This is a genomic window from Mycobacterium sp. pW045, assembly GCF_041287085.1.
GTDB lineage: Bacteria > Actinomycetota > Actinomycetes > Mycobacteriales > Mycobacteriaceae > Mycobacterium > Mycobacterium algericum_A.
The window spans coordinates 86,157-106,525 of sequence record NZ_JBGGKU010000012.1; the positions used below are offsets into that span (position 1 = coordinate 86,157).

A 20,369-nucleotide genomic window follows, 5' to 3' on the forward strand; every position below is an offset into this window, starting at 1 on the left:
GATGACCGGCGACGACGCAGCATTGCGCGGCACCAGCCGCACCGACCTGTCCGTCGCCGACATGCGGGCCTGGCTGCGCAACTGGGTGGCCAACGCCACCGGGCAGCCGCCGGAGAAGATCAACGAGACCGCCCCGCTGATCGAACTCGGGTTGTCCTCGCGCGACGCGGTGGCGATGGCTTCTGACATCGAGGACTTCACCGGCGTGACCCTGTCGGCCACGGTGGCGTTCCGGCACCCGACGATCGAGGCACTGGCCACGGTGATCATCGAGGGCGAGCCGGTGGTCGTCGATCATTCCGGCGATGAGGACTGGTCGCGTGAGGCCGATGTCGACGACATCGCCGTGGTCGGTCTGGCCACCCGCTTCCCGGGCGACATGAACTCTCCCGAGGAGACCTGGGAAAAACTGCTGGCAGGGTTCGACGCGATCACCGACCTGCCCGAAGGCCGTTGGGGCGAGTTCCTGGCGGAGCCGCGCATCGCCGAGCGGGTCGCCAAGGCCCGCACCCGCGGCGGCTATCTGTCCGACATCAAGGGGTTCGACGCCGAATTCTTCGCACTGTCGAAGATGGAAGCCGACAACATCGACCCGCAGCAGCGGATGGCGCTCGAATTGACTTGGGAGGCACTGGAACACGCCCGCATCCCGGCGTCGAGCCTTCGCGGCGAAGCGGTCGGGGTGTACATGGGCTCGTCCAACGGCGACTACCAGAACCTGGCGCTGTCCGACCCGAGCATCACCCACCCGTATGCCATCACCGGTAACGCCAGCTCCATCATCGCCAACCGGGTCAGCTACTTCTACGACTTCCGTGGACCGTCGGTGGCCGTCGACACCGCCTGCTCGTCGTCGCTGGTGGCGGTGCACCAGGGCGTGCAGGCGCTGCGCAACGGCGAGGCCGACGTGGTGGTGGCCGGCGGCGTCAACGCGCTGGTCACCCCGCTGGTGACGGTCGGCTTCGACGAGGTCGGCGGCGTGCTGGCCGCCGATGGCCGGATCAAGTCGTTCTCCTCCGACGCCGACGGCTACTCGCGCGCCGAAGGCGGCGGTGTGCTGGTGCTCAAGCGGGTCGACGACGCCCGCCGCGATGGCGACCAGATCCTCGCGGTGATCGCCGGCTCCGCGGTCAACCACGATGGCCGCTCCAATGGGCTGTTGGCGCCCAACCCGGACGCGCAGGAAGCCGTGCTGCGCAAGGCCTATAAGAACGCCGGCATCGACCCGCGCACCGTCGACTACATCGAGGCGCACGGCACCGGCACCATCCTGGGTGACCCGATCGAGGCCGAGGCGCTGGGCCGGGTGGTCGGCCGCGGCCGCGCCGCTGACAAGCCCGCGCTGCTGGGCGCAGTGAAATCCAATGTGGGACACCTGGAGTCGGCAGCCGGAGCGGCCAGCCTGGCCAAGATCGTGCTTGCGTTGCAGCACGACAAGATCCCGCCGTCGATCAACTACGCCGGCCCCAATCCCTACATCGACTTCAACGCCACCCACCTGCAGGTCGCCGACACCGCCACCGACTGGCCACGCTATGGCGGTTACGCGGTGGCCGGGGTGTCCGGCTTCGGGTTCGGCGGGGCCAACGCGCACCTGGTGGTGCGCGAGGTGCTGCCGCGCGACGTGGTCGAAAAGGAAGCTCCCAGCGAGCCCGAAGAGCCGGTCACCGAACAGGATCCAGTGCTCGAGCACGAGGCGCCCCGCTTCGACGAGTACGGCGAGTTCATCCACGACGAGCCGGCCGCGACCGGCGACGAGGACTACCCGCTGCCCGGGCTGACCGAGGAGGCGGTGCGACTACGCGAGGCCGCACTGGCCGAGCTGGCGGCCCGCGAGCCCGCAAAACCCCTGATTCCGCTGGCGATTTCGGCCTTCCTGACCTCACGCAAGAAGGCCGCCGCTGCGGAGTTGGCCGACTGGATCGACAGCGAGGAAGGCCGGGCCACCCCGCTCGAGTCGATCGGCCGGGCGCTGTCGCGGCGCAACCACGGCCGGTCTCGCGCGGTGGTGCTGGCCCACGACCACGACGAGGCCGTCGCCGGTCTGCGGGCGGTCGCCGAGGGCAAGTCGAAGCCCAACGTCTACTCCGCCGACGGCCCGGTGACCAACGGGCCGGTGTGGGTGCTGGCCGGATTCGGTGCGCAGCACCGCAAGATGGGCAAAGAGCTCTATCTGCGGGATCCGATCTTCGCCGAGTGGATCGAACGCGTCGACGCGCTGATCCAGGACGAACGCGGCGTCTCGATCCTGGAGATGATCCTCGACGATGCGGTGGACTACACCGGCGACACCGTCGAGTACCCGATCGAAGCGGTCCAGCTGGTGATCTTCGCGATCCAGATCGCCCTCGGCGAACTGCTCCGCGCGCACGGCGCCACGCCGGGGGCCATGATCGGCCAGTCGCTGGGCGAGCCGGGCGCCGCCTACTTCGCCGGCGGCCTCTCGCTGCGCGACACCGTCCGGATCATCGTGCCGCGCGCCCGGTTGATGGGCGAGGGCGAGGCGATGCTGTTCGGCGAGTACATCCGGCTGATGGCGCTGGTCGAGTACTCCGCCGAGGAGATCAAAACCGTTTTCGCCGACTTCCCCGACCTCGAGGTCTGCGTCTACGCCGCACCAACTCAGACCGTGATCGGCGGACCGCCCGAGCAGGTCGATGCGATCATCGCCCGCGCCGAGGCCGAGGGCCGCTTCGCCCGCAAGTTCGCGACCAAGGGCGCCAGCCACACCGCCCAGATGGACCCGCTGCTGGGCGAATTCACCGCGGATCTGCAGGGCATCGAGCCGATGCCGCTGGCCTGCGGCTACTTCTCCACCGTGCACGAGGGCAGCTATATCCGGCCGGGCGCCGAGCCGATCCACGACGTCGACTACTGGAAGAAGGGCCTGCGCCACTCGGTGTACTTCACCCACGGGGTGCGCAACGCCGTCGACAACGGTTACACCACCTTCTTGGAGCTGGCGCCCAACCCGGTGGCGCTGATGCAGGTGGGGCTGACCACTGCCGACGCCGGGCTGCCCGACGCCCAGCTGATCGCCACCCTGGCTCGCAAGGCCGACGAGGTCGACTCGATGACGATGGCGATGGCCCAGCTCTACGTCCACGGCCACGACCTGGACATCCGCACGCTGTTCCCGCGGCACACCCAAGGCCCGGTCGGCCCCGAGGAGTTCGCCAACATTCCGCCGACCCGGTTCAAGCGCAAGCCGCACTGGCTCGACGCCCGCTTCTCCGGTGACGCCACCGGTGTCATGCCCGGTTCGCACATCGCGACCCCGGACGGCAGGCACGTGTTCGAGTTCGCCCCGCGCGGTGAGACCGATCTGGCCGCGCTGGTGAAAGCTGCTGCGGCAGCAGTGCTTCCGGATGCCACGCTGGTGGCCTCCGAGCAGCGTGCGGTGCCGGCCGAGGGTTCGCGGCTGGTGACGACGTTGAGCCGGCACCCGGGCGGGGCGTCGGTGCAGGTGCACTCCCGCATCGGTGAGTCGTTCACACTGGTCTACGACGCGCTGGTGTCGCGCGGCGGTGCGGGCGGTGTGGCGCTGCCGATGGCGGTCGGAGCCGGGACGGCGATTGCCGCCGAGGGGTCCGGAGCATCCGTTGCGGCGCCGGCCGAACCCGAGGTCGACGATGCCGAGATCCTGCATGACAACCTCACCCAGGGCGCGAACCTGGGCGCCGGCTTCGCCAAGTGGTCACCGGATTCCGGCGAGACCATCGCCGACCGGCTCGGCGCGATCGTCGGCGGGGCAATGGGTTACGAGCCCGAGGACCTGCCGTGGGAGGTCCCGCTGATTGAGCTGGGCCTGGATTCGCTGATGGCCGTACGGATCAAGAACCGGGTCGAATACGACTTCGATATGCCGCCGATTCAGCTGACCGCGGTCCGCGACGCCAATCTCTACAACGTCGCCGAGATGATCAAGTACGCGGTCGAGCACCGCGACGAGGTCCAGGCGCTGCATGAACACCAGAAGACCCTGACGCCCGAGGAGATCGCCGCCGAGCAGGCCGCGCTCATCTCCGGTGCCACGGTGTCCAGCGTGACCGCGCCGGCACCGGACCCGCAGGCCGAGCCCGAAACCGATGCCGCGCCGCCTGCCTCGGACATCCCGATCCCGCCGCCGCCGACCGATCCGGCGGGCCCGGGTGGCGCGCCGATCCCGCCGCCGCCCACCAACCCCGAAGGCCCGAGCGGTGTGGCCAAGGCGACGGCCGCGGCCGCGGCCGCCAAGGTCCTCACCCAGGAGGCGGTGACCGAGGCGCTGGGCGCCGACGTGCCGCCGCGGGATGCCGCCGAGCGGGTCACGTTCGCGACCTGGGCGATCGTCACCGGTAAGTCCCCGGGCGGTATCTTCAACGAGCTGCCCGCACTGGACGATGAAGTGGCCGAGAAGCTCGCCGCACGGCTGTCGGAGCGGGCCGAGGGCATCATCACCGTCGACGACGTCAAGTCGGCCGCCACCATCGAGGCGCTGGCGACCATCGTCCGCGACCACCTCGAAGAAGGGGTGGTGGACGGGTTCGTCCGCACCCTGCGGGCCCCTAAAGAAGGCTCGAATGCCGTGCCGCTGTTCGTCTTCCACCCGGCGGGCGGCTCAACGGTGGTCTACGAACCGCTGATGAAGCGGCTGCCCGCCGACACCCCGGTCTATGGCATCGAGCGGGTGGAAGGCTCCATCGAGGAGCGCGCCGCCGAGTACGTGCCCAAGCTGCTGGAGTTGCACGACGGTCCGTTCGCGCTGGCCGGCTGGTCACTGGGCGGGGCGCTGGCCTACGCCTGCGCGATCGGCCTCACCCGGGCCGGCGCCGACGTGCGCTACGTCGGGCTCATCGACCTGGTGCTGCCCGGCGAGCCGATCGACCAGAGCAAGGAGGGCATGCGGGCGCGTTGGGACCGCTACGCCCGTTTCGCCGAGCGCACCTTCAACGTCGAGGTGCCCGAGATCCCCTATGAGGAGCTGGAGAAGCTCGACGACGAGGGCCAGGTGCGCTTCGTCCTCGATGTCGTCGCGCAGAGCGGCGTGCAGATCCCGGGCGGCATCATCGAGCACCAGCGCACGTCGTACCTGGACAACCGCGCCCTGGACACCATCGAGATCCAGCCCTACGACGGGCACGTCACGTTGTACATGGCCGACCGCTACCACGACGACGCCATCGTCTTCGAGCCCGCGTATGCCACCCGCAAGCCGGACGGCGGCTGGGGCGAGTACATCTCCGACCTGGAGATCGTGCCGATCGGGGGCGAGCATATTCAGGCCATCGATGAGCCGTACATTGCCAAAGTGGGCGCGCACATGAGCGAGGCGCTCAACCGCATCGAAGGAAAGTAGGCGCGCGTGACCGGCCAACCCCCGCCACCCGTCCCCCCTGAAGATCTCCCACCCGTCCTGCCCAAGACCACCGCCGAACTGCTGGCTGAGCTCCGCGAGAAGCTGGAGCTCGCCAAGGAGCCCGGCGGTGAGAAGGCCGTCGCCAAGCGGGAGAAGAAGGGCATCCCCAGTGCCCGCGCCCGGATCAATGCGCTGCTGGACCCGGGCAGCTTTATGGAGATCGGCGCGCTGTGCAAGACCCCCGGCGACCCGAATGCGCTCTACGGCGACGGCGTGGTGACCGGCCACGGCCGGATCAACGGCCGGCCGGTCTGCGTGTTCAGCCACGACCAGACCGTGTTCCAGGGCTCGGTCGGGGAGATGTTCGGCCGCAAGGTGGCGGCGCTGATGGAGTGGGCCGCCAAGACCGGCTGCCCGATGATCGGCATCAACGACTCCGCCGGCGCCCGCATCCAGGACGCGGTGACCTCACTGGCCTGGTACGCCGAGCTGGGCCGTCGCCATGAACTGCTGCGCGGCCTGGTGCCGGAGATCTCCATCATCTTGGGCAAATGCGCTGGCGGAGCGGTGTATTCGCCGATCCAGACCGACCTGGTGGTGGCGGTGCGCGACCAGGGCTACATGTTCGTCACCGGTCCGGACGTCATCAAGGACGTCACCGGTGAGGACGTCACCCTCGACGAGTTGGGCGGCGCCGACGCGCAGGCCCGCTACGGCAACATCCACCAGGTGGTCGAGGACGAGGCGGCGGCGTTCCAGTACGTCCGGGACTACCTGTCGTTCCTGCCGTCGAACACCTTTGACGACCCGCCGATCGTCAACCCGGGCCTGGAACCGGAGATCACCCCGCACGACCTGGAGCTGGATGCCATCGTGCCCGACTCCGACAACACCGCCTACGACATGCACGAGATCCTGCTGCGGATCTTCGACGACGGCGACATCTTCGAGGTCGGTCAGCAACGCGGCCAGGCGATGATCACCGCGTTCGCCCGGGTCGACGGACATCCGGTCGGGGTGATCGCCAACCAGCCGATGTACATGTCCGGTGCCATCGACAACGAGGCCTCGGACAAGTCGGCCGGCTTCATCCGATTCTGCGACTCCTACAACCTGCCGCTGGTCTTCGTCGTCGACACTCCGGGGTTCCTGCCCGGTGTGGAGCAGGAAAAGGGCGGGATCATCAAGCGCGGCGGCCGGTTCCTCAACGCGGTGGTGGAGGCCGATGTGCCGAAGGTGACCATCACCATTCGCAAGTCCTACGGCGGCGCCTACGCGGTGATGGGTTCCAAGCAGCTCTCCGCCGACCTCAACTTCGCCTGGCCCACCGCCCGAATCACCGTGATCGGCGCCGAGGGCGCGGCGCAGCTGCTGATGAAGCGGTTCCCGGACCCCACCACGCCGGAGGCGCAGAAGGTCAAGGCGGACTTCATCGCCGGCTACAACGAGAACATGGCGATTCCGTGGGTGGCCGCCGAGCGCGGTTACATCGACGGGGTGATCCAGCCGCACGAGACCCGGCTGCTGCTGCGCAAGTCGCTGCGCCTGCTGGCCGACAAGCAGAACACCCGCAAGGTGCAGCGCAAGCACGGCCTGCTGCCCATCTAGGCGAGTCTTGCTAGGCGCAGTCTTGCTAGGCGCAGTCTTGCCGCGAGCGTGCGGGTCCCCGGCCGACACGCCGAGCGCTCGGCCGGATCCGCGCACGCTCGCGCCCGGGCTGGTGTTGCTTCGCGGATGCACGGGCGGCATCGGGTCAACGACGCATGGATGACGCCGCTGTGCTGGCCTGCACCGGGCGGCGGGCCGTCCACGCATTAAGTTAACCTTCAGCGTTTGGTGTCGACCGGCTGCGGCGCGCTGTTATAACGCCTGGTCAAGCCGCAAATCATCGTCCGACGATACTAAATTTGACATAACAGAGTGTGATTGGAATCATCCAGTCGACAACGGTCCGTTGATCTGCGGACGTGCGACCGCGGCGAGGAAGTCGGGATGTTTGATGCAGTCGCGGCACGCTCCGGGCGCCGCACACCAGGCCTGCTAGCCGCGCTGGGCGCCGTCACCTTGGTCGCCGGACTCACCGGCGCCCCGCAGCTGACGTCGCTGCCGGCGGCGCCCGCTCAGGCCGGCGTGCTGCTGTCCGCCGGCACCGATTCACTCGCGGATTCGAACATTGCGCTGATCATGGGGCCCAGCATGATCCCGACCCCGAGCCAGCAGTACGCCGATATCGTGAACGACCTCTTTTTGCAGCCGCGCGGTTTCGCCGGCGAACTCGAGGTACTGACCACGCCGGAGGCACCCTATTTGCTGGATGACTCCATGGCCGAGGGCGCGCAGACTCTGGTCGACAGAGTGCAGAGCCTGATCGCGGACGGGCAGGCCGGCGCCGATAACCCGGTGACGGTCTTCGGCTACTCGCAGAGCGCCGCGCTGACCACGCTGGCCATGCAGCAACTCTATGACGCCGGGGTGCCGACTGACGCCGTGCGCTTCGTGTTGATCGGCGATTCGGCGAACCCGAACGGCGGCCTGCTGGTCGGTTTCGAAGAGATGCAGGACTTCTACGACGCCATGCGAGATTCCGGCGTCACGTTGGGCAACCCGACGCCCAACGATCTGTACGCCACCGACATCTACACCTTGGAGTACGACGGCTACGCGGCCTTCCCGCACTACCCGCTGAACTTCCTGGCTACCCTGAACGCGATCATGGGTATGGCTACGCAGCACATGGCCTACCTCGGACTGACTTCCGAGCAGCTTGAGCAGGCGATCCTGCTGGAGTCCAGTCCCGACAGCCTGATCAACTCCTACATGGTTCCCAGCGAGCACCTCCCGCTGCTGTTGCCGCTGCTGTTCATGCCCGTGTTGGGAAAGCCGCTCTACGACCTGCTGGAACCGACCATGCGGATCCTGGTGAACCTCGGCTACGGCAACATCGAACACGGCTGGTATGACGGCCCGGCCGACCAGCCGACGATGTTCTCGCTCGATTCCCAGGACGTCGACTGGCCGGAGTTCAACGCCGCGTTAGCCGTGGCGGCGCAGACCGGCTGGGACAACTTCGTTGCCGGCTTGATGGACCCGGCAACCTATCAGTGGCTGGACCCGGCCGACGATCCCGCCTTCGCGAATTTGATTGCGGCCGGCGAGGCTATGGGCCTCGGCGGAGGTCCGGTGCCGGAGCTGCTCGAGAACTTGACGAACCTGATGTGGGAATCGCTGGTCGGCCAATACCTCGACCCGGCTTACTGGGCGGACGTCTCCTAAGGTCTCTTTCGCCGCGAGCTGGGCCCCGGCTCACTGCGAGTCGCGCTGCGCACACCGCGGCGCCCGCCGCAGTGAATGACCGGTATCGGACAGATAAGTGTTGCGTAACGCTTCTGCAACACCAGCCACTTTTGCATCAGACCAATTATCGTTTACCCCAGGCGATCCCACGCGGGACGAATCGTCGAGGTTCCAATTGGTCGGGGCCGCAAGGTGATTCCCGGCTGCGCGGATCGTCCCACAGAACCCGTGCGAGAAGGGGATGGCGTGTGTCCTAACGACGAAGAGCGATGAGCCTGCTGTTGCCGGCGCCGCGGCCCGCGACGACAAGGCCCGCGGCGCCACGGCCTGCGGCGCCACGGCCTGCGGCGACAAGGCTGGCGGCGCCGAAGCCTGCTGCGCCGACGCCCGCGACGCCAAGCGGCGGAAAACACCGCAGCGCTGCCGATGAACGCAACCGTGTGCTGCGCAAGGCGATTGTGGCGTCGGCGGTCGGCAACGCCACCGAGTGGTACGACTACGGGGTCTACGCCGTCGTGGCGACCTATCTCACCGGAGCATTCTTCCCGGACACGCTGGGCAATCTGGGCACCATGCTCGGCTTCGCGATCTCGTTCGTGCTGCGGCCGCTAGGTGGCATGGTCTGGGGTCCGATCGGTGACCGGTTCGGCAGAAAGTCGGTGCTGGTTGCGACCGTTCTGTTGATCGCGGTGGCGACCACCCTGATCGGCGTGCTGCCGACCTATGCCACCGCCGGTTGGTGGGCGCCGGGCCTGCTGATCGCGCTGCGCGTCGTGCAGGGGTTCTCGACCGGCGGCGAATACGGTGGCGCTGCAACGTTCATGGCCGAAAGCGCACCGGATGCCAAGCGCGGTACCTATGGCAGTTTCCTGGAATTCGGTGCGGTGGCGGGTTTCGTGTTCGGCAGCGCGGTCGTGCTCGCGCTCGAGGCGATGTTCACCCATGAGCAGATGGTCGCCTGGGGTTGGCGGATCCCCTTCCTGTTGGCCCTGCCGCTGGGCGTGGTCGGCCTGGTGCTGCGCAGCAGGATGGAAGAGACGCCGGTGTTCACCGAATGCGTTGCCTGCGAGGAGATCACCGGCTCGGCCTGGGAGCGCCTGGTGGACCTGCTGACCAACTACACCAGGCCGATCCTGGTGACGTTCGCGTTGTTCGTCGTGCTGAACATCATCGACTACACCCTGGTGACGTATCAGCCGACCTACCTGCACGCGACGGCCGGACTCGACGAGCGCAGCCGGACCACCGTGGTGCTGATCGGGCAGTTGGCGACGATGGCCTGCATCCCGTTCGCCGGCGCCTGGTCGGACCGGGTCGGACGAAAACCGCTGTGGCGAGCGTCGCTGCTGGGGTTCGCCGTGCTGGCGCTGCCGATGTACTGGCTGATGGGACACGGGTTCGCCTTCGCGCTGGTGGGTTTCACGGTGCTCAGTGTGCTGTTCGCCGCGCCCCTGGCAACGGTGTCGGCGACGTTCCCGGCGTTGTTCCCCACCCAGGTGCGTTACGCAGGGTTCGCGATCGCCGACAACGCCGCGGTCGCGGTGTTCGGCGGCACCGCACCGGTATTGGCCGACTCGGTGATCGAACGCACCGGGTGGCAACTCTTTCCGGCCGCCTACCTGGTATTTGCTGCGCTGATCGGGCTCGTCGTGCTGCGGTTCCTGCCGGAAACGCTCGGATACTCGCTGCGCGGTACGGGCGTGCCGGGTGTGCCGGGCGAGCTCGAGCGCGAGTTGTCGGTGCTGACCGCGGAGGAATCGGCCCGTGCGCGCCGAAACCCGGCGTTCGACGAGGTGTGGGCAGTCGACAAGTACCTCCGGCCGCGGCAGCGGACACCCGCCGGCTACCGGGGCGTCCCGCAGCTCGCCGGGGTGAGCGGCCCGCGGATCAGGGTGTGATCACTCGCATGCCGTACAGGTAGGTGGTCAGGTACTCCTCGATCACCGGCGCCCGCATTTGTTTGGCGTCGGGGATGGTGATGAGCAGGGCGTAAAGGCCGACCAGAAACGAGATGCCGTTGTGCATGACGTCGACGTCGGCCGGGATCTCGCCTCGGTCGCGGGCCCGCTGCAGTTCCTCGATGACCGCGACGATGACCGGGTGGGTGGGCCACACCTCGGTTGGCGGTCGGGTGGGCGAGAAGTGCAGCACCAGCAGGTCTTTGAACAGGTGACCGCCGAGCCGGCGTTCTAGCTTCTCCAGCACGTGGACGATCTGCGCGAGGGTGGCCCGTACGTCGTGGTCGCGGCTGAAGAAGCGGGTGAGTTCCCCGGCCATGCGCACCTCCTCGCGGTGCTCCAGCTCCAGCAGGACGTGTTCCTTGGTGGGGAAGTGGAAGAAGAACGTGCCGTGGGCGACGCCCGCCGCCGCGACGACGGCGCCGATGTCAGCGGCGGCCATGCCGGCGCGTTTGAACTCGGCGAGCGCCGCGCCGAGTAACCGCTCGCGGGTCTGCAGACCCTTGCGGCCCCGGTTGTCGGTCTTTGAATTCGGCACTGCGGTCAACTCCGGCTTCGGCGAACTGGTTCGGTCGAGTCTAGACCACCGGTAACTGACTTGAATCAGAATTACGCTTGGCAACCGCGGCCAGGCCCGCTACGGTACGGAGGACGTTAAGGCCGGTGCTGCAACGTGTACTACGGCGGAGTGCGGCGGGCTGCAGGCCAGCAGCAGCGGCACCAATGCTGACTCAAGTCATCTCGGAGGGGTTCGGTGCAGATTCTCGAGGAAGTCCAAGACCTGCCCAGCGCAGGCAATATCAAGGCCCAGTGGGTCAGCCTGTGGACCGGACCGGCGGTCGGTGCCGTGCTGGTGGTGGCCTTGCTGGCGTTCCCCGGCTTCTTTCCGCCGATGTCGCCGACCATGACCGCCGAGCAGGTTGCACGGTTCTATACCGAGCACACCGACTGGATCCGGTTCAGCCAGATCACGTTCAACCTGTGCGGGATCATGCTGCTGCCGTTCTTCATGGTGATCGTCGTCCAGATGAAGCGCATGACAACGCAGAGCCACATCTTCGCCTACTGCTACTTGACGGCGATCGTCAGCGGCGCCACCATCTTTGCGCTGTCCAACGTCTTCTTCCTGGTCGCGGCATTCCGCCCGGACCGCAACCCCGAGCTGACATTGCTCCTCAACGACTTGGCCTGGATTGTGTTCATCGCACCGATCGGCATGGTGTTGGCGCAATTCCTGCTGCTGGCCGCCGCGGTCCACTTCGACGACGGGCCGGATCCGGTGTTCCCCCGCTGGGTCGGCCCCTATTCGCTGGCAACCGGTCTGGCGATGATCCCGGCAGCAGGCGCGGCGGTCTGGCAGACCGGTCCGTTGGCCTGGGATGGGCTGCTGTCGTTCTGGCTGCGCAACGGGGCGTTCGCGGCGTTCGTGGTGGTGATGTTCTTCGTGCTGCGTCGTGCGGTGCTGCGCCAGGCCGTTGCAGATGGCGTTGTCGACGAAGTGGTGGCCGGGTGAATCTGCTGACCCCAGACCGGTATGTCGTCACCGCGGCGGGCGCCCCGGCCGGCAAACCCGATGTGCGCTTTTTGACCTGGTTCTTCCCGGTCTGGTACACCGTCTTCGGCATCATCATCTGCGTGTTGACCCGGGTGACACCGCCACCGCGGCCGGATGTCACGACGGCGGGGAAGGTCGCGTTCTTCACCGAACATCAACTGACCATCCAGATCGGGTTCGTCCTGCTGCTGATCCTGCTGGGCGGTGCTCCGCTGACCAACGGCCTGGTCATGTACCACATGAAACGGATGTCGGTAGGGTCGGTGTTCGCCTACGGCTACATCGGCGGCATGAGCGTCGGTGCGCTGCCCGGGTTCTTGCTGGTCGGCGTCTGTTATCTGACTGCGACGTTTCGGCCCGATCGTGATCCGGAACTGATCGGCTGGCTCTACGATCTGGGCAATCTGTCCTACAACGGGTCGCTGGGTTGCTTCACCACCGCCTACGTGGTGCTGGCCATCGCGGTCCTGTACGACAAGAACAACGTTTTTCCGAAATGGTTTGGCTACGTGACGGTTTGGCAGGTCATCACCGAGGTCATCGCCACCCAGTTCTTCCTGTTCTACTCCGGGCCGCTCGCATGGAATGGCGTGCTCAGCCTCTGGTGGGCGGTCGTGGTGTTCTCGGTGTGGCTGGGTGCGCTGATCTTCGTCCTCCGCCAGGCCACCATAGCTGAACCGGTCGACTCGCCAGGCCTGGACTGAGGGCCGGAAGGACAACTCTGATGCTGCAACTTGAGGTTCCCACCGCACCACGGATACGACTGCCCGGTGACGGCCACATCTGGGTGATGGTGCTCGGCGATCTGGTCATCTTCACCGGCTACTTCATCATCTTCATGGTCTATCGGACCATGAATGCGGCTGAGTTCCTTGCGGCCCAACAACATCTCAACGTCAACATCGGCGTGATCAACACCGTGGTGCTGCTGACCAGTTCCTGGTTCGTGGCCCGCAGTGTGCTGGCCGCCAGGGCCGGAAACCACGGCTCGGCGGTGCGGTTCGTCTATCTGGGGGCAGCCGGCGGGGTGTTGTTCGTGGTGCTGAAAAGCTACGAATGGGCCGCCAAAATCAGTGCCGGGCAAACCAACTCCGACCTGTTCTTCTCGTTCTACTACGTGATCACCGGAGTGCACCTGGTTCACGTGCTGATCGGACTGATCGCACTCGGCGTCGTCGTCCGAGAGCTGGGCAACCCGAGCCGGCGCCGGCCCGCGGTGGTCGAGTCGGCAGCGATTTACTGGCACATGGTGGATCTGTTGTGGGTCATCATCTTTGGCCTGCTCTATGTGATGAGGTGAGCATGACGGTTTTCGGCTATCGCGAACATCGGCACGAGACCGAGCGGTCGTTGACCTGGGTATGGGTCGTGCTGGTGGCGATCACCATCGGGTCGTGGACCCTGGCGCCGGCGCACCTGACACACACCGCGCAGGCCAGTGTGCCGGTGACGGCGCTGGTGCTGGCGCTGGCGTTCGTCAAGTCGCGCATGATCATCGGCCACTTCATGGAGGTCCACACCGCGCCGCGCTGGCTGCGGTACGCCACCGACGGCTGGCTGGCCGCGTTGATCGCTACGGTCTTCGTGATTTACCTGTTCTGAGCCCTCCGTCGCGGGCGTGAGCGTGCGCAGTCGTACGCCAAAACCGGCGTGTCGCTGGGCAAACACGCACGCTCGCGCCAAAGGGGGAACTCAGGCCTTGATGCGGATTTCACCCGGTGTCCACCAGCCACTGCGGGTAGCGCTGCCCAGCTCCAACTCGGCCGGCGAGGCCGGCACCACTTCCTCGAACTTGCGCAGCGAGCCCCAATCGCGGCCCCAGTCGTGGTTGAGATAGGTCGCCATCACGTGTGCCCGCAGCAGCATGTCGGAGATGCCGAGCAATCCGCCGTTGACCCCGTCCTGCCAGGTGTCGGTGTCCTGCTTCTTGGCGTTGTAGTCCGGGGTGATCCGGTACTTGGGTACCTCGGTGACACCGTTGGCGTGCAGCATCGGGTGCTGACACGGGAACGCCAGGCCCACGGCCCAGTCCAGCAGCACCGGCTGCTCGGAGCCGATGTACTCCTGGATGGTCTTCACCTCCGGCAGCCGCGGCGGGGTGAACGCGATCCAGTCCCGCGGGTTCAGCGACTTGTCCACGGCCACAATGCGAACCGCGACCGCGTCGGCCGGAATCTGCTTGCGCGGGTAGCGCAGGTTGCGCCACATCCGCGGCCATTCGCCGAACAGGTCGTAGGGCACCAGCCGCCCGCCGGGTACCACGGTGCCGTCCGGCCCGGGCAGCCCGTATTCGAGTTGCACGTCCTGGCCGGTGGTGTAGCCCTTGAGCACGCTGTTGCCGGCGATGGTGCCCGCTGCGGTCACCGCCAGCAGCGGATGCGCGTCATCGGCCGGCGGCAGGGCGTACCACGCCGACGTCAGCTTGGACTCCTGCTGGCCGTCGGTCGAGTAGCTGCCGGCCAGCGGGATCCGCGCCGGGTCCAGACCGTAGGGCAGCGGGACGGTCGAGCCGTTGATGCCTGCCGTGATCAGCTTCTTCGGGGCGTCCCAGTCGTAGTCGGTGCCGGGCTGGGTGATGCTCATCCGCAGCGACTCGGCCACGATCTTCTCCGGCACCCCGCTGGCGGTGAACCCGACCGGGTCGACACCGCCCAGCGGGCCCAGTTCGCCGTACATTCCCGGCAGCGGGGTCAGCGCACCGTCATTGGGGTCGGGCTCGACCAGCACGTTGTCGGCCTGCCCGCAGCCGCCCACGAAGGCCCGCACGTTGGCCAGACCGTTGGAGTAGCTCGGGTATTCGCGGACGATGCCGATCGCCATCGAGGCCACGAACACGCACACCATGAAGCCGGCCGCCACCGGCACCGGGGCGGCTGTCAAGGCCCGAGCCACGCGGCCCTCGCCGCGGTCGCGGGGCGCGAAGTGCAGCCAGGCCGCCCACCCCGCCGTGATAGCGAACAGCGCGAAGAAGATCGTGCTGACGGTGACGCCACCGATGCGCGGCATGTCGGCGTTGAACGGCACCCCGTAGCTCGAGACGTACCACCAGCCGTTGGTGGTGGCGAAACACAGCGCCAGCACGAACAGCACCGCCGCGGCGAACGCCATCCGGTTACGCGACCAGCGCACCACCTGCCGGGATACCAGCACGGTCGTCAACGCGGCCATCGCGCCGGCCACCGCGGCGAACAGCCCGAAGTGGTGCACCCACTTGGTGGGGGCGAACATCAGCGAGAACATCGTCGCCAGGATGACGCCCATCAGCCGCCACACCGGCCCGCTGGCCACCCCGGCGATCCGCTTGCGCCGCAACATGATGAACATCGCGGTGAACAGGCACAGCGCACAGATCAGGAACCCGAACCGTCGTGACAGCGAACCGTCGACGGTCGGCAAAACCAGATAGTAGTAGCGCAGGTTCTCGGTGTACCAGGCCTGGCTGGGCCCGATCGCGGTGCGAATCCTGGTGGCTTCCAACACCGCCCGAATCGTCTGGTCGGCGAAGACCACGGTCAAAATCACCGCGCCGGCGGCCAGCAGCGGGGCCACCAGCGCCCAGGTGCCGTGAATCCGGTCCCGGCGCACCAGGATGCGCAGCAGCGGCCGCCCACCGGCCAGCAATGCCGCCACCGCGATCAGCCCGGTCGGCTGGATGCCCAGCGTGAACGCCGCGCAGATGATCGCCAGCGCCGCCGGGGTCAGCCGGCCGGAGATGATCGCCCGCTCCACCAGCACCCAGGTGATCAGCGCGCCGACCGCGATGATCCCCTCGGGCCGCAGGCCGTTGTTGAACGGCATCCACGCGGCCAGCAGCACCATCCCGGCCGCCCACAGCGCGGGCTTGCTGGCGGCCACCGCCGGACCGAACCGGGGCAGCACCTCGCGGCTGAGCAGCAGCCAGCACACCAACCCGGCCACCAGATCCGGCAATCGGATCCAGATGCTGGCGTCGGAGACGTGCGTCATGATTGCCAGCAGGTTGTAGTACCAGCCGAACGGGTCCTCCGGGCTGCCGAACCAGCGGAAGTAGTTGCTCATGTAGCCGGCGTGATCGGCCACCCGGGCCATGCCGAGGATGTAGCCGTCGTCGGACGAGTTCGCCCCGATCACGTACCAGACCACGAAGCCGAGCACCACCGCGACGTCGGCCAGCGAGAAGAACCGCCACCGCGACGGGATCAACCGGTGCATCCGGCGGCCGTCGAGCCGGTCGAGCCGCCACAGCGCCAGCACCGCGATCACGGTGGCCAGGATCGCCGCGAAGATCGCGGCCCGCTTCAAAGCCGTTGGCTGGGTGGAGAACCGGGTGTCGATCTCAGCGGTCAGCGAAAGGCCTTCCGGCGCCGGGCCGCTCAGGTCGGAGAACACCCCGACGATCTGCGGGCGCAGGTTCGGGTCCGGCCAGCCGTAGCGTTGTGTGACCCCGCCGATGGTGGCGAAGGTGCCGTCGTGCGACGACGTGACCTCGATGTCGGTGCAGCCGGGGCCTTCCACTTTGGCTCGCGGCGCGGTGGCCAGCACCACGTTGCGGTCGGTGACATCGACCCGCTTCTCGGTGACGGTGATGAACAGCCCGTTGAGGGCGGCGTCCTTGCCCTTGGCCGGTGCGGTCGACACCAGCGTGCCGCCCTCGGCGGGCAGCTCACGGACCAATGCACACGGCGCTTTCACCGACATCGAGATCGGGGTCTGGGAGATCAATGGCGCGGTGACGCTGTGCAACTCGCCGTGCTGCGGCCAGTTCAGCGTCGCGGTGGTCTGCACCACCGGCAGCAGCGGGGTGGCCACCGACAGCAGGAAGCCGACCAGGCCGGCGATGATCGCTACCAGGCGCGTGGTTCGAATACTCATGGCAGTGCTCGAATCGGTCCGGGCCGGCTCCAGCCGGTAACGGTCATGGTGCCCTGGTCGATGACGGCATCGGGCGCGTCCTTGGCCGGGATCAGCCGGTGGTAGGCCTCCACCGCACCCCAGTCGCGATACCAGTCGTCACGCAGGTAGGTCGGCACGGTGGTGGTCCACAGCATCGCCTGGGTGATCATGAACGGCCCGCCGTCTTCGGCGGACTGCCACAGGTTCGATGACGCCGCGGTCTGCTTGTGATCGGGCATGATCCGGTACTGCGGCAGCTCGGCGATGCCGAGGTGTTGGGTGAACGGCCGCTGGCAGGGGAAGTTCGCCGCGACCGCGATGTCCATCAGCACCGGGGTCTGCGATCCCATCAGCTCAGTGATGGTCTGCACCACCGGTACCCGCGGCGGGGTGAACGCGATCCACTGCTCGGTGGACAGGTTGGGGTCATTGGCGACGATCCGCACGGTATCGGTGCCCGGCGGCGCCCAGGCCAGCGGGAAACGCAGGTTTCGCCAGGAGTTCTGCGGCCCGATGTCGATGGGCTCCACCTCGCCGGCGGATGTGACGCTGCCGTCCGGTCCGGTGATACCCCATTCCAGTTTCAGCGGCTGGCCGTAGTCGAGCTTGCCGTCCTCGCCGTGCGACCAGATGGCGCCGGCGGCGCTGACCACAACAATGGGAGCCCGATCGGTGCCGCTTCCGTGTTCGGGCAGCCGGTACCAGACCGAGGTGGCGTGTGCGGCCACCTGCTCCTTGTACGACCCGAGCACCGGTGTGACGGCCGGGTCCAGCCCGAACGGCAGCGCCACCCGGGAACCGTTCACCCCGTCGGGGGCGTCGTCGGGAATCTTGCCGCCGGCGGTGCCCGCGGCGTCGCTCTGGTTGGCGCTGGGCTTGTTGGGGGAGGCGTCGGCGTTGGGCACCCCGGGCTTGGCGATCACCGCCAGCGAGGTCAGGTCGTCGTCGACGGCGTTGGGGTCGAAACCATACGGGTCGGCGCCGCCGAGCGGGCCCAGCTCGCCGTAGCGTTGTCCCGGGATCGGTTGCAGCAGACCGGCATTGGTATCGGGCTCGGCCAGCACGTCGTCGGCCATCCCGCAGGACGACAGGCCGGACAGTAGGGCGTCGGCGTTGGCCCGCGCGGTGGTGTAGGCCGGGTAGCGGCCGGCGGCGGCCTTGGCCATCGAGCCGACCATCAGCAGCACCATCAGGGTCGCGACGACCAGCAGCGGCGTCGACGCCAGGATCCGGTTGCGCCGGGTGGCGGTGACCTGGGTGTGGCCGGCGTAGTCCAGCCGGAAGTGCTGCCAGCCGGCCAGCAGGCCGGTGGCGATCGAGGCCGCCAGGAACATCGACGTCACCGGGCGGCTGGCGATCACCGGCGGGATGTCGAACCACGGCACCCCGTAGCCGCCGACGTAGAACCAGCCGTTGACCCCCGAGGTCGCCCAGGCGACCAGGAACAGCAGCGCGGTTACATAAAGCGTCATGTTGCGTCGGCTGTGCAGCCCCACGCGGGCGAAGGTGAAGGCGGTGACCGCGGCCAGTGCCCCGGCCAGCCCGGCGAACCCGCCGAACTGCACCGCCCACTTGGTCGGGGTGAACGTCAACAGCAGCAGGCCCACCGCCGTGGTCCCGATCAGCCGCCAGGCGGGCCCGCTGGCCACCCCGGCGATCCGGCCGCGCCGCAGCAGGATCACCAGCATGGCGAACATGCAGAACAGCAGCACCAGCACGGCGAACCGGCGGGTCATCGAGGCGTCGACGTTCTCCTCGACGGTTAAGAAGTAGTAGCGCAGGAACTCCTGATACCAGGCGATCGTCGGCCCGACCACGTATTTGATGCGGGCGGACTCGGCGACCGCGGCCAGCGTCTGCGACCGGCACACCACCACGGCGATGGTGGAGGCGGCCGCGGCCAGCACCGCCAGCGGGGCTAGGAGGCCGTCGGTGAGGCGACGGGTTCGGATGACGGCTTCGATCTTGCGGGAGCCGGTCAGCAGCGGAGCCAGCGCGATCAGCCCGTGCGGGGCCAGCGTGACGGTGAAGACGGCCACCAGGATCGCGCATGCGGTCGGCAGCAGCCGGCGGGTGGCGATGGTGTGTTCCACCAGTACCCAGACCACCAGGGTGCCCAGCGCGATCAGCGGTTCGGGGCGCAGGCCGTTGTTGAACGGCAGCCAGGCCGCGGCGAACATCATCGCGGCGGTGAACACCGCGATCCGGTTGCCCGACAGTCGGCCCAGCCGCGGCAGAATCCGTCGGCTGATGATCAGCCAGCAGGCCATGCCGGCCAGCGTGGCGGGCAGTCGCATCCACACCCCGGCGGTGCTGATGCTGCTCAGTTGCCCCAGCAGCGCCGGATACCAGTCGAAGGGGGCCTCGCTGGCGCCGAAGAATCGGTAGTAGTTGGCGACGTATCCGGCGTGCGCGACATTGCGCGCCATCGTCAGGTTGTAGCCGTCATCGCTGGAAATCGCGCCGATGACGTGCCACAGCGCCAGAATGCCCAGCACGCCGACGTCGGCCAGCCAAGTTATCGGGTTGGCCTTGAACCAGTGCCGCCAGCTGCGCGGGGTGCGGTGGGTGTGGCGGCGGTCCAAGACCGCCAGCGCGATGATCGACGCCAGCACCGCCAGCACACCCAGGGCCATCACGGCGGCCTTGAGCGTCGTCGGGTTGGTGATGAAGCGGGTGTCGACGGCGATGTGCGCGCTCAAGCCGGGCTCCGGGCCGATTTTGAGCTCGGTGAAGATGCCGCCGATCTGCGGTTTGTTTTCGGGGGGCAGGCTGCCGGACGCGCCCGGTATGCCGACGAATTCGGCGCCGACGTCACCGGGGTTGGCCCACAGGCGCAGTTGGCTGCACTCGGCGATCTTGTCGCGGGGGGCGGCCGCGGCCACATGATCGCGGTAGGCGGCGAATACGGTGGTCTTGTTGGCACGAACGAACAGGCCGTGCGCGGTGGCATCGACGCCGCCTGCCGGCACGGTGGACAGCACCAGGCCGCCGTTGGCGGGCAGCGTGGCGATGGCCGAGCAGGGAATGGTGATGTCCAGGCCGCGCGGTGCTCCGGAGACCAGCGGGGCGGTGACGTCGGTGACGTGGCCTTGCGCGTCGACGCCCTGTGGCCAGGCGATGGTGGCGGTGGTCTGTCGGGCCGGTAGCAGCGGCGTGATGCCGCACAGCAACACGCCGGCGATGCCGGCGACCACCGCGATCAGCCGGGCGAGTCGATAGCGGGGCTGGTCGTGGGGGGAGGACACGAGCCTCGATGTTATGCGACCGGGGTCCCGAAGCCGGGACCCCGTCCCGTCGCGCGGCCGGGAGATATGTGGTTGTTGCCCGCCTCCGAGCCGGGACCCCGTCC

The 20,369-nt window shown here is 67.8% G+C and carries 11 protein-coding genes; 8 read left to right on the top strand and 3 right to left on the bottom strand.

Going from position 1 to position 20,369, the window contains the following annotated elements:
- Position 1 precedes the first annotated feature (1 nt).
- The 4 genes from pks13 to ACAG20_RS18595 all read left to right on the top strand — a co-directional run bounded on the left by pks13 (position 2) and on the right by ACAG20_RS18595 (position 10,530).
- Positions 2-5,338, top strand: coding sequence for a polyketide synthase Pks13 (gene pks13, locus ACAG20_RS18580; protein ID WP_370493660.1), 5,337 nt, complete (start codon positions 2-4; stop codon positions 5,336-5,338).
- Between the two features lie 6 nt (positions 5,339-5,344).
- Complete coding sequence (locus ACAG20_RS18585) at positions 5,345-6,946, top strand: acyl-CoA carboxylase subunit beta (protein ID WP_112687219.1); 1,602 nt, start codon at positions 5,345-5,347, stop codon at positions 6,944-6,946.
- 522 nt (positions 6,947-7,468) lie between these two features.
- Positions 7,469-8,611 carry a PE-PPE domain-containing protein gene (locus ACAG20_RS18590; protein WP_370493623.1) on the top strand — a complete coding sequence of 381 codons (1,143 nt, stop codon included), beginning with the start codon at positions 7,469-7,471 and terminating at the stop codon, positions 8,609-8,611.
- A 290-nt stretch (positions 8,612-8,901) separates the two neighbouring features.
- Positions 8,902-10,530, top strand: coding sequence for an MFS transporter (locus ACAG20_RS18595; protein ID WP_370493624.1), 1,629 nt, complete (start codon positions 8,902-8,904; stop codon positions 10,528-10,530).
- Here ACAG20_RS18595 and ACAG20_RS18600 read toward each other — a convergent pair.
- Complete coding sequence (locus tag ACAG20_RS18600) at positions 10,520-11,128, bottom strand: TetR family transcriptional regulator (RefSeq protein ID WP_370493625.1); 609 nt, start codon at positions 11,126-11,128, stop codon at positions 10,520-10,522. The two genes, ACAG20_RS18595 and ACAG20_RS18600, sit on opposite strands and share 11 nt — an antisense overlap.
- Positions 11,129-11,344: 216 nt before the next feature.
- On the opposite strand from ACAG20_RS18600, the gene ACAG20_RS18605 reads away from it, so the two are divergent.
- The 4 genes from ACAG20_RS18605 to ACAG20_RS18620 are packed head-to-tail and all read left to right on the top strand — an operon-like array spanning position 11,345 to position 13,747.
- On the top strand, positions 11,345-12,103 hold the full coding sequence (locus ACAG20_RS18605) for a hypothetical protein (protein ID WP_370493626.1): 759 nt from the start codon (positions 11,345-11,347) through the stop codon (positions 12,101-12,103).
- Positions 12,100-12,849, top strand: coding sequence for a hypothetical protein (locus tag ACAG20_RS18610; protein ID WP_370493627.1), 750 nt, complete (start codon positions 12,100-12,102; stop codon positions 12,847-12,849). The genes ACAG20_RS18605 and ACAG20_RS18610 overlap by 4 nt, the downstream gene beginning before the upstream one ends.
- A 20-nt stretch (positions 12,850-12,869) precedes the next feature.
- A complete protein-coding gene (locus tag ACAG20_RS18615) occupies positions 12,870-13,445 on the top strand; it encodes a cytochrome c oxidase subunit 3 (RefSeq protein WP_370493628.1) in 576 nt (191 codons plus the stop codon).
- Positions 13,446-13,447: 2 nt separating this feature from the next.
- Positions 13,448-13,747 carry a cytochrome C oxidase subunit IV family protein gene (locus tag ACAG20_RS18620; RefSeq protein WP_370493661.1) on the top strand — a complete coding sequence of 100 codons (300 nt, stop codon included), beginning with the start codon at positions 13,448-13,450 and terminating at the stop codon, positions 13,745-13,747.
- Between the two features lie 90 nt (positions 13,748-13,837).
- On the opposite strand, the gene ACAG20_RS18625 is transcribed toward ACAG20_RS18620, so the two are convergent.
- Positions 13,838-16,996, bottom strand: coding sequence for an arabinosyltransferase domain-containing protein (locus ACAG20_RS18625; protein WP_370493629.1), 3,159 nt, complete (start codon positions 16,994-16,996; stop codon positions 13,838-13,840).
- A complete protein-coding gene (locus ACAG20_RS18630) occupies positions 16,993-20,265 on the bottom strand; it encodes an arabinosyltransferase domain-containing protein (RefSeq protein ID WP_370493630.1) in 3,273 nt (1,090 codons plus the stop codon). Before ACAG20_RS18630 ends, ACAG20_RS18625 begins: the two co-directional genes overlap by 4 nt.
- Between the last annotated feature and the right edge of the window lie 104 nt (positions 20,266-20,369).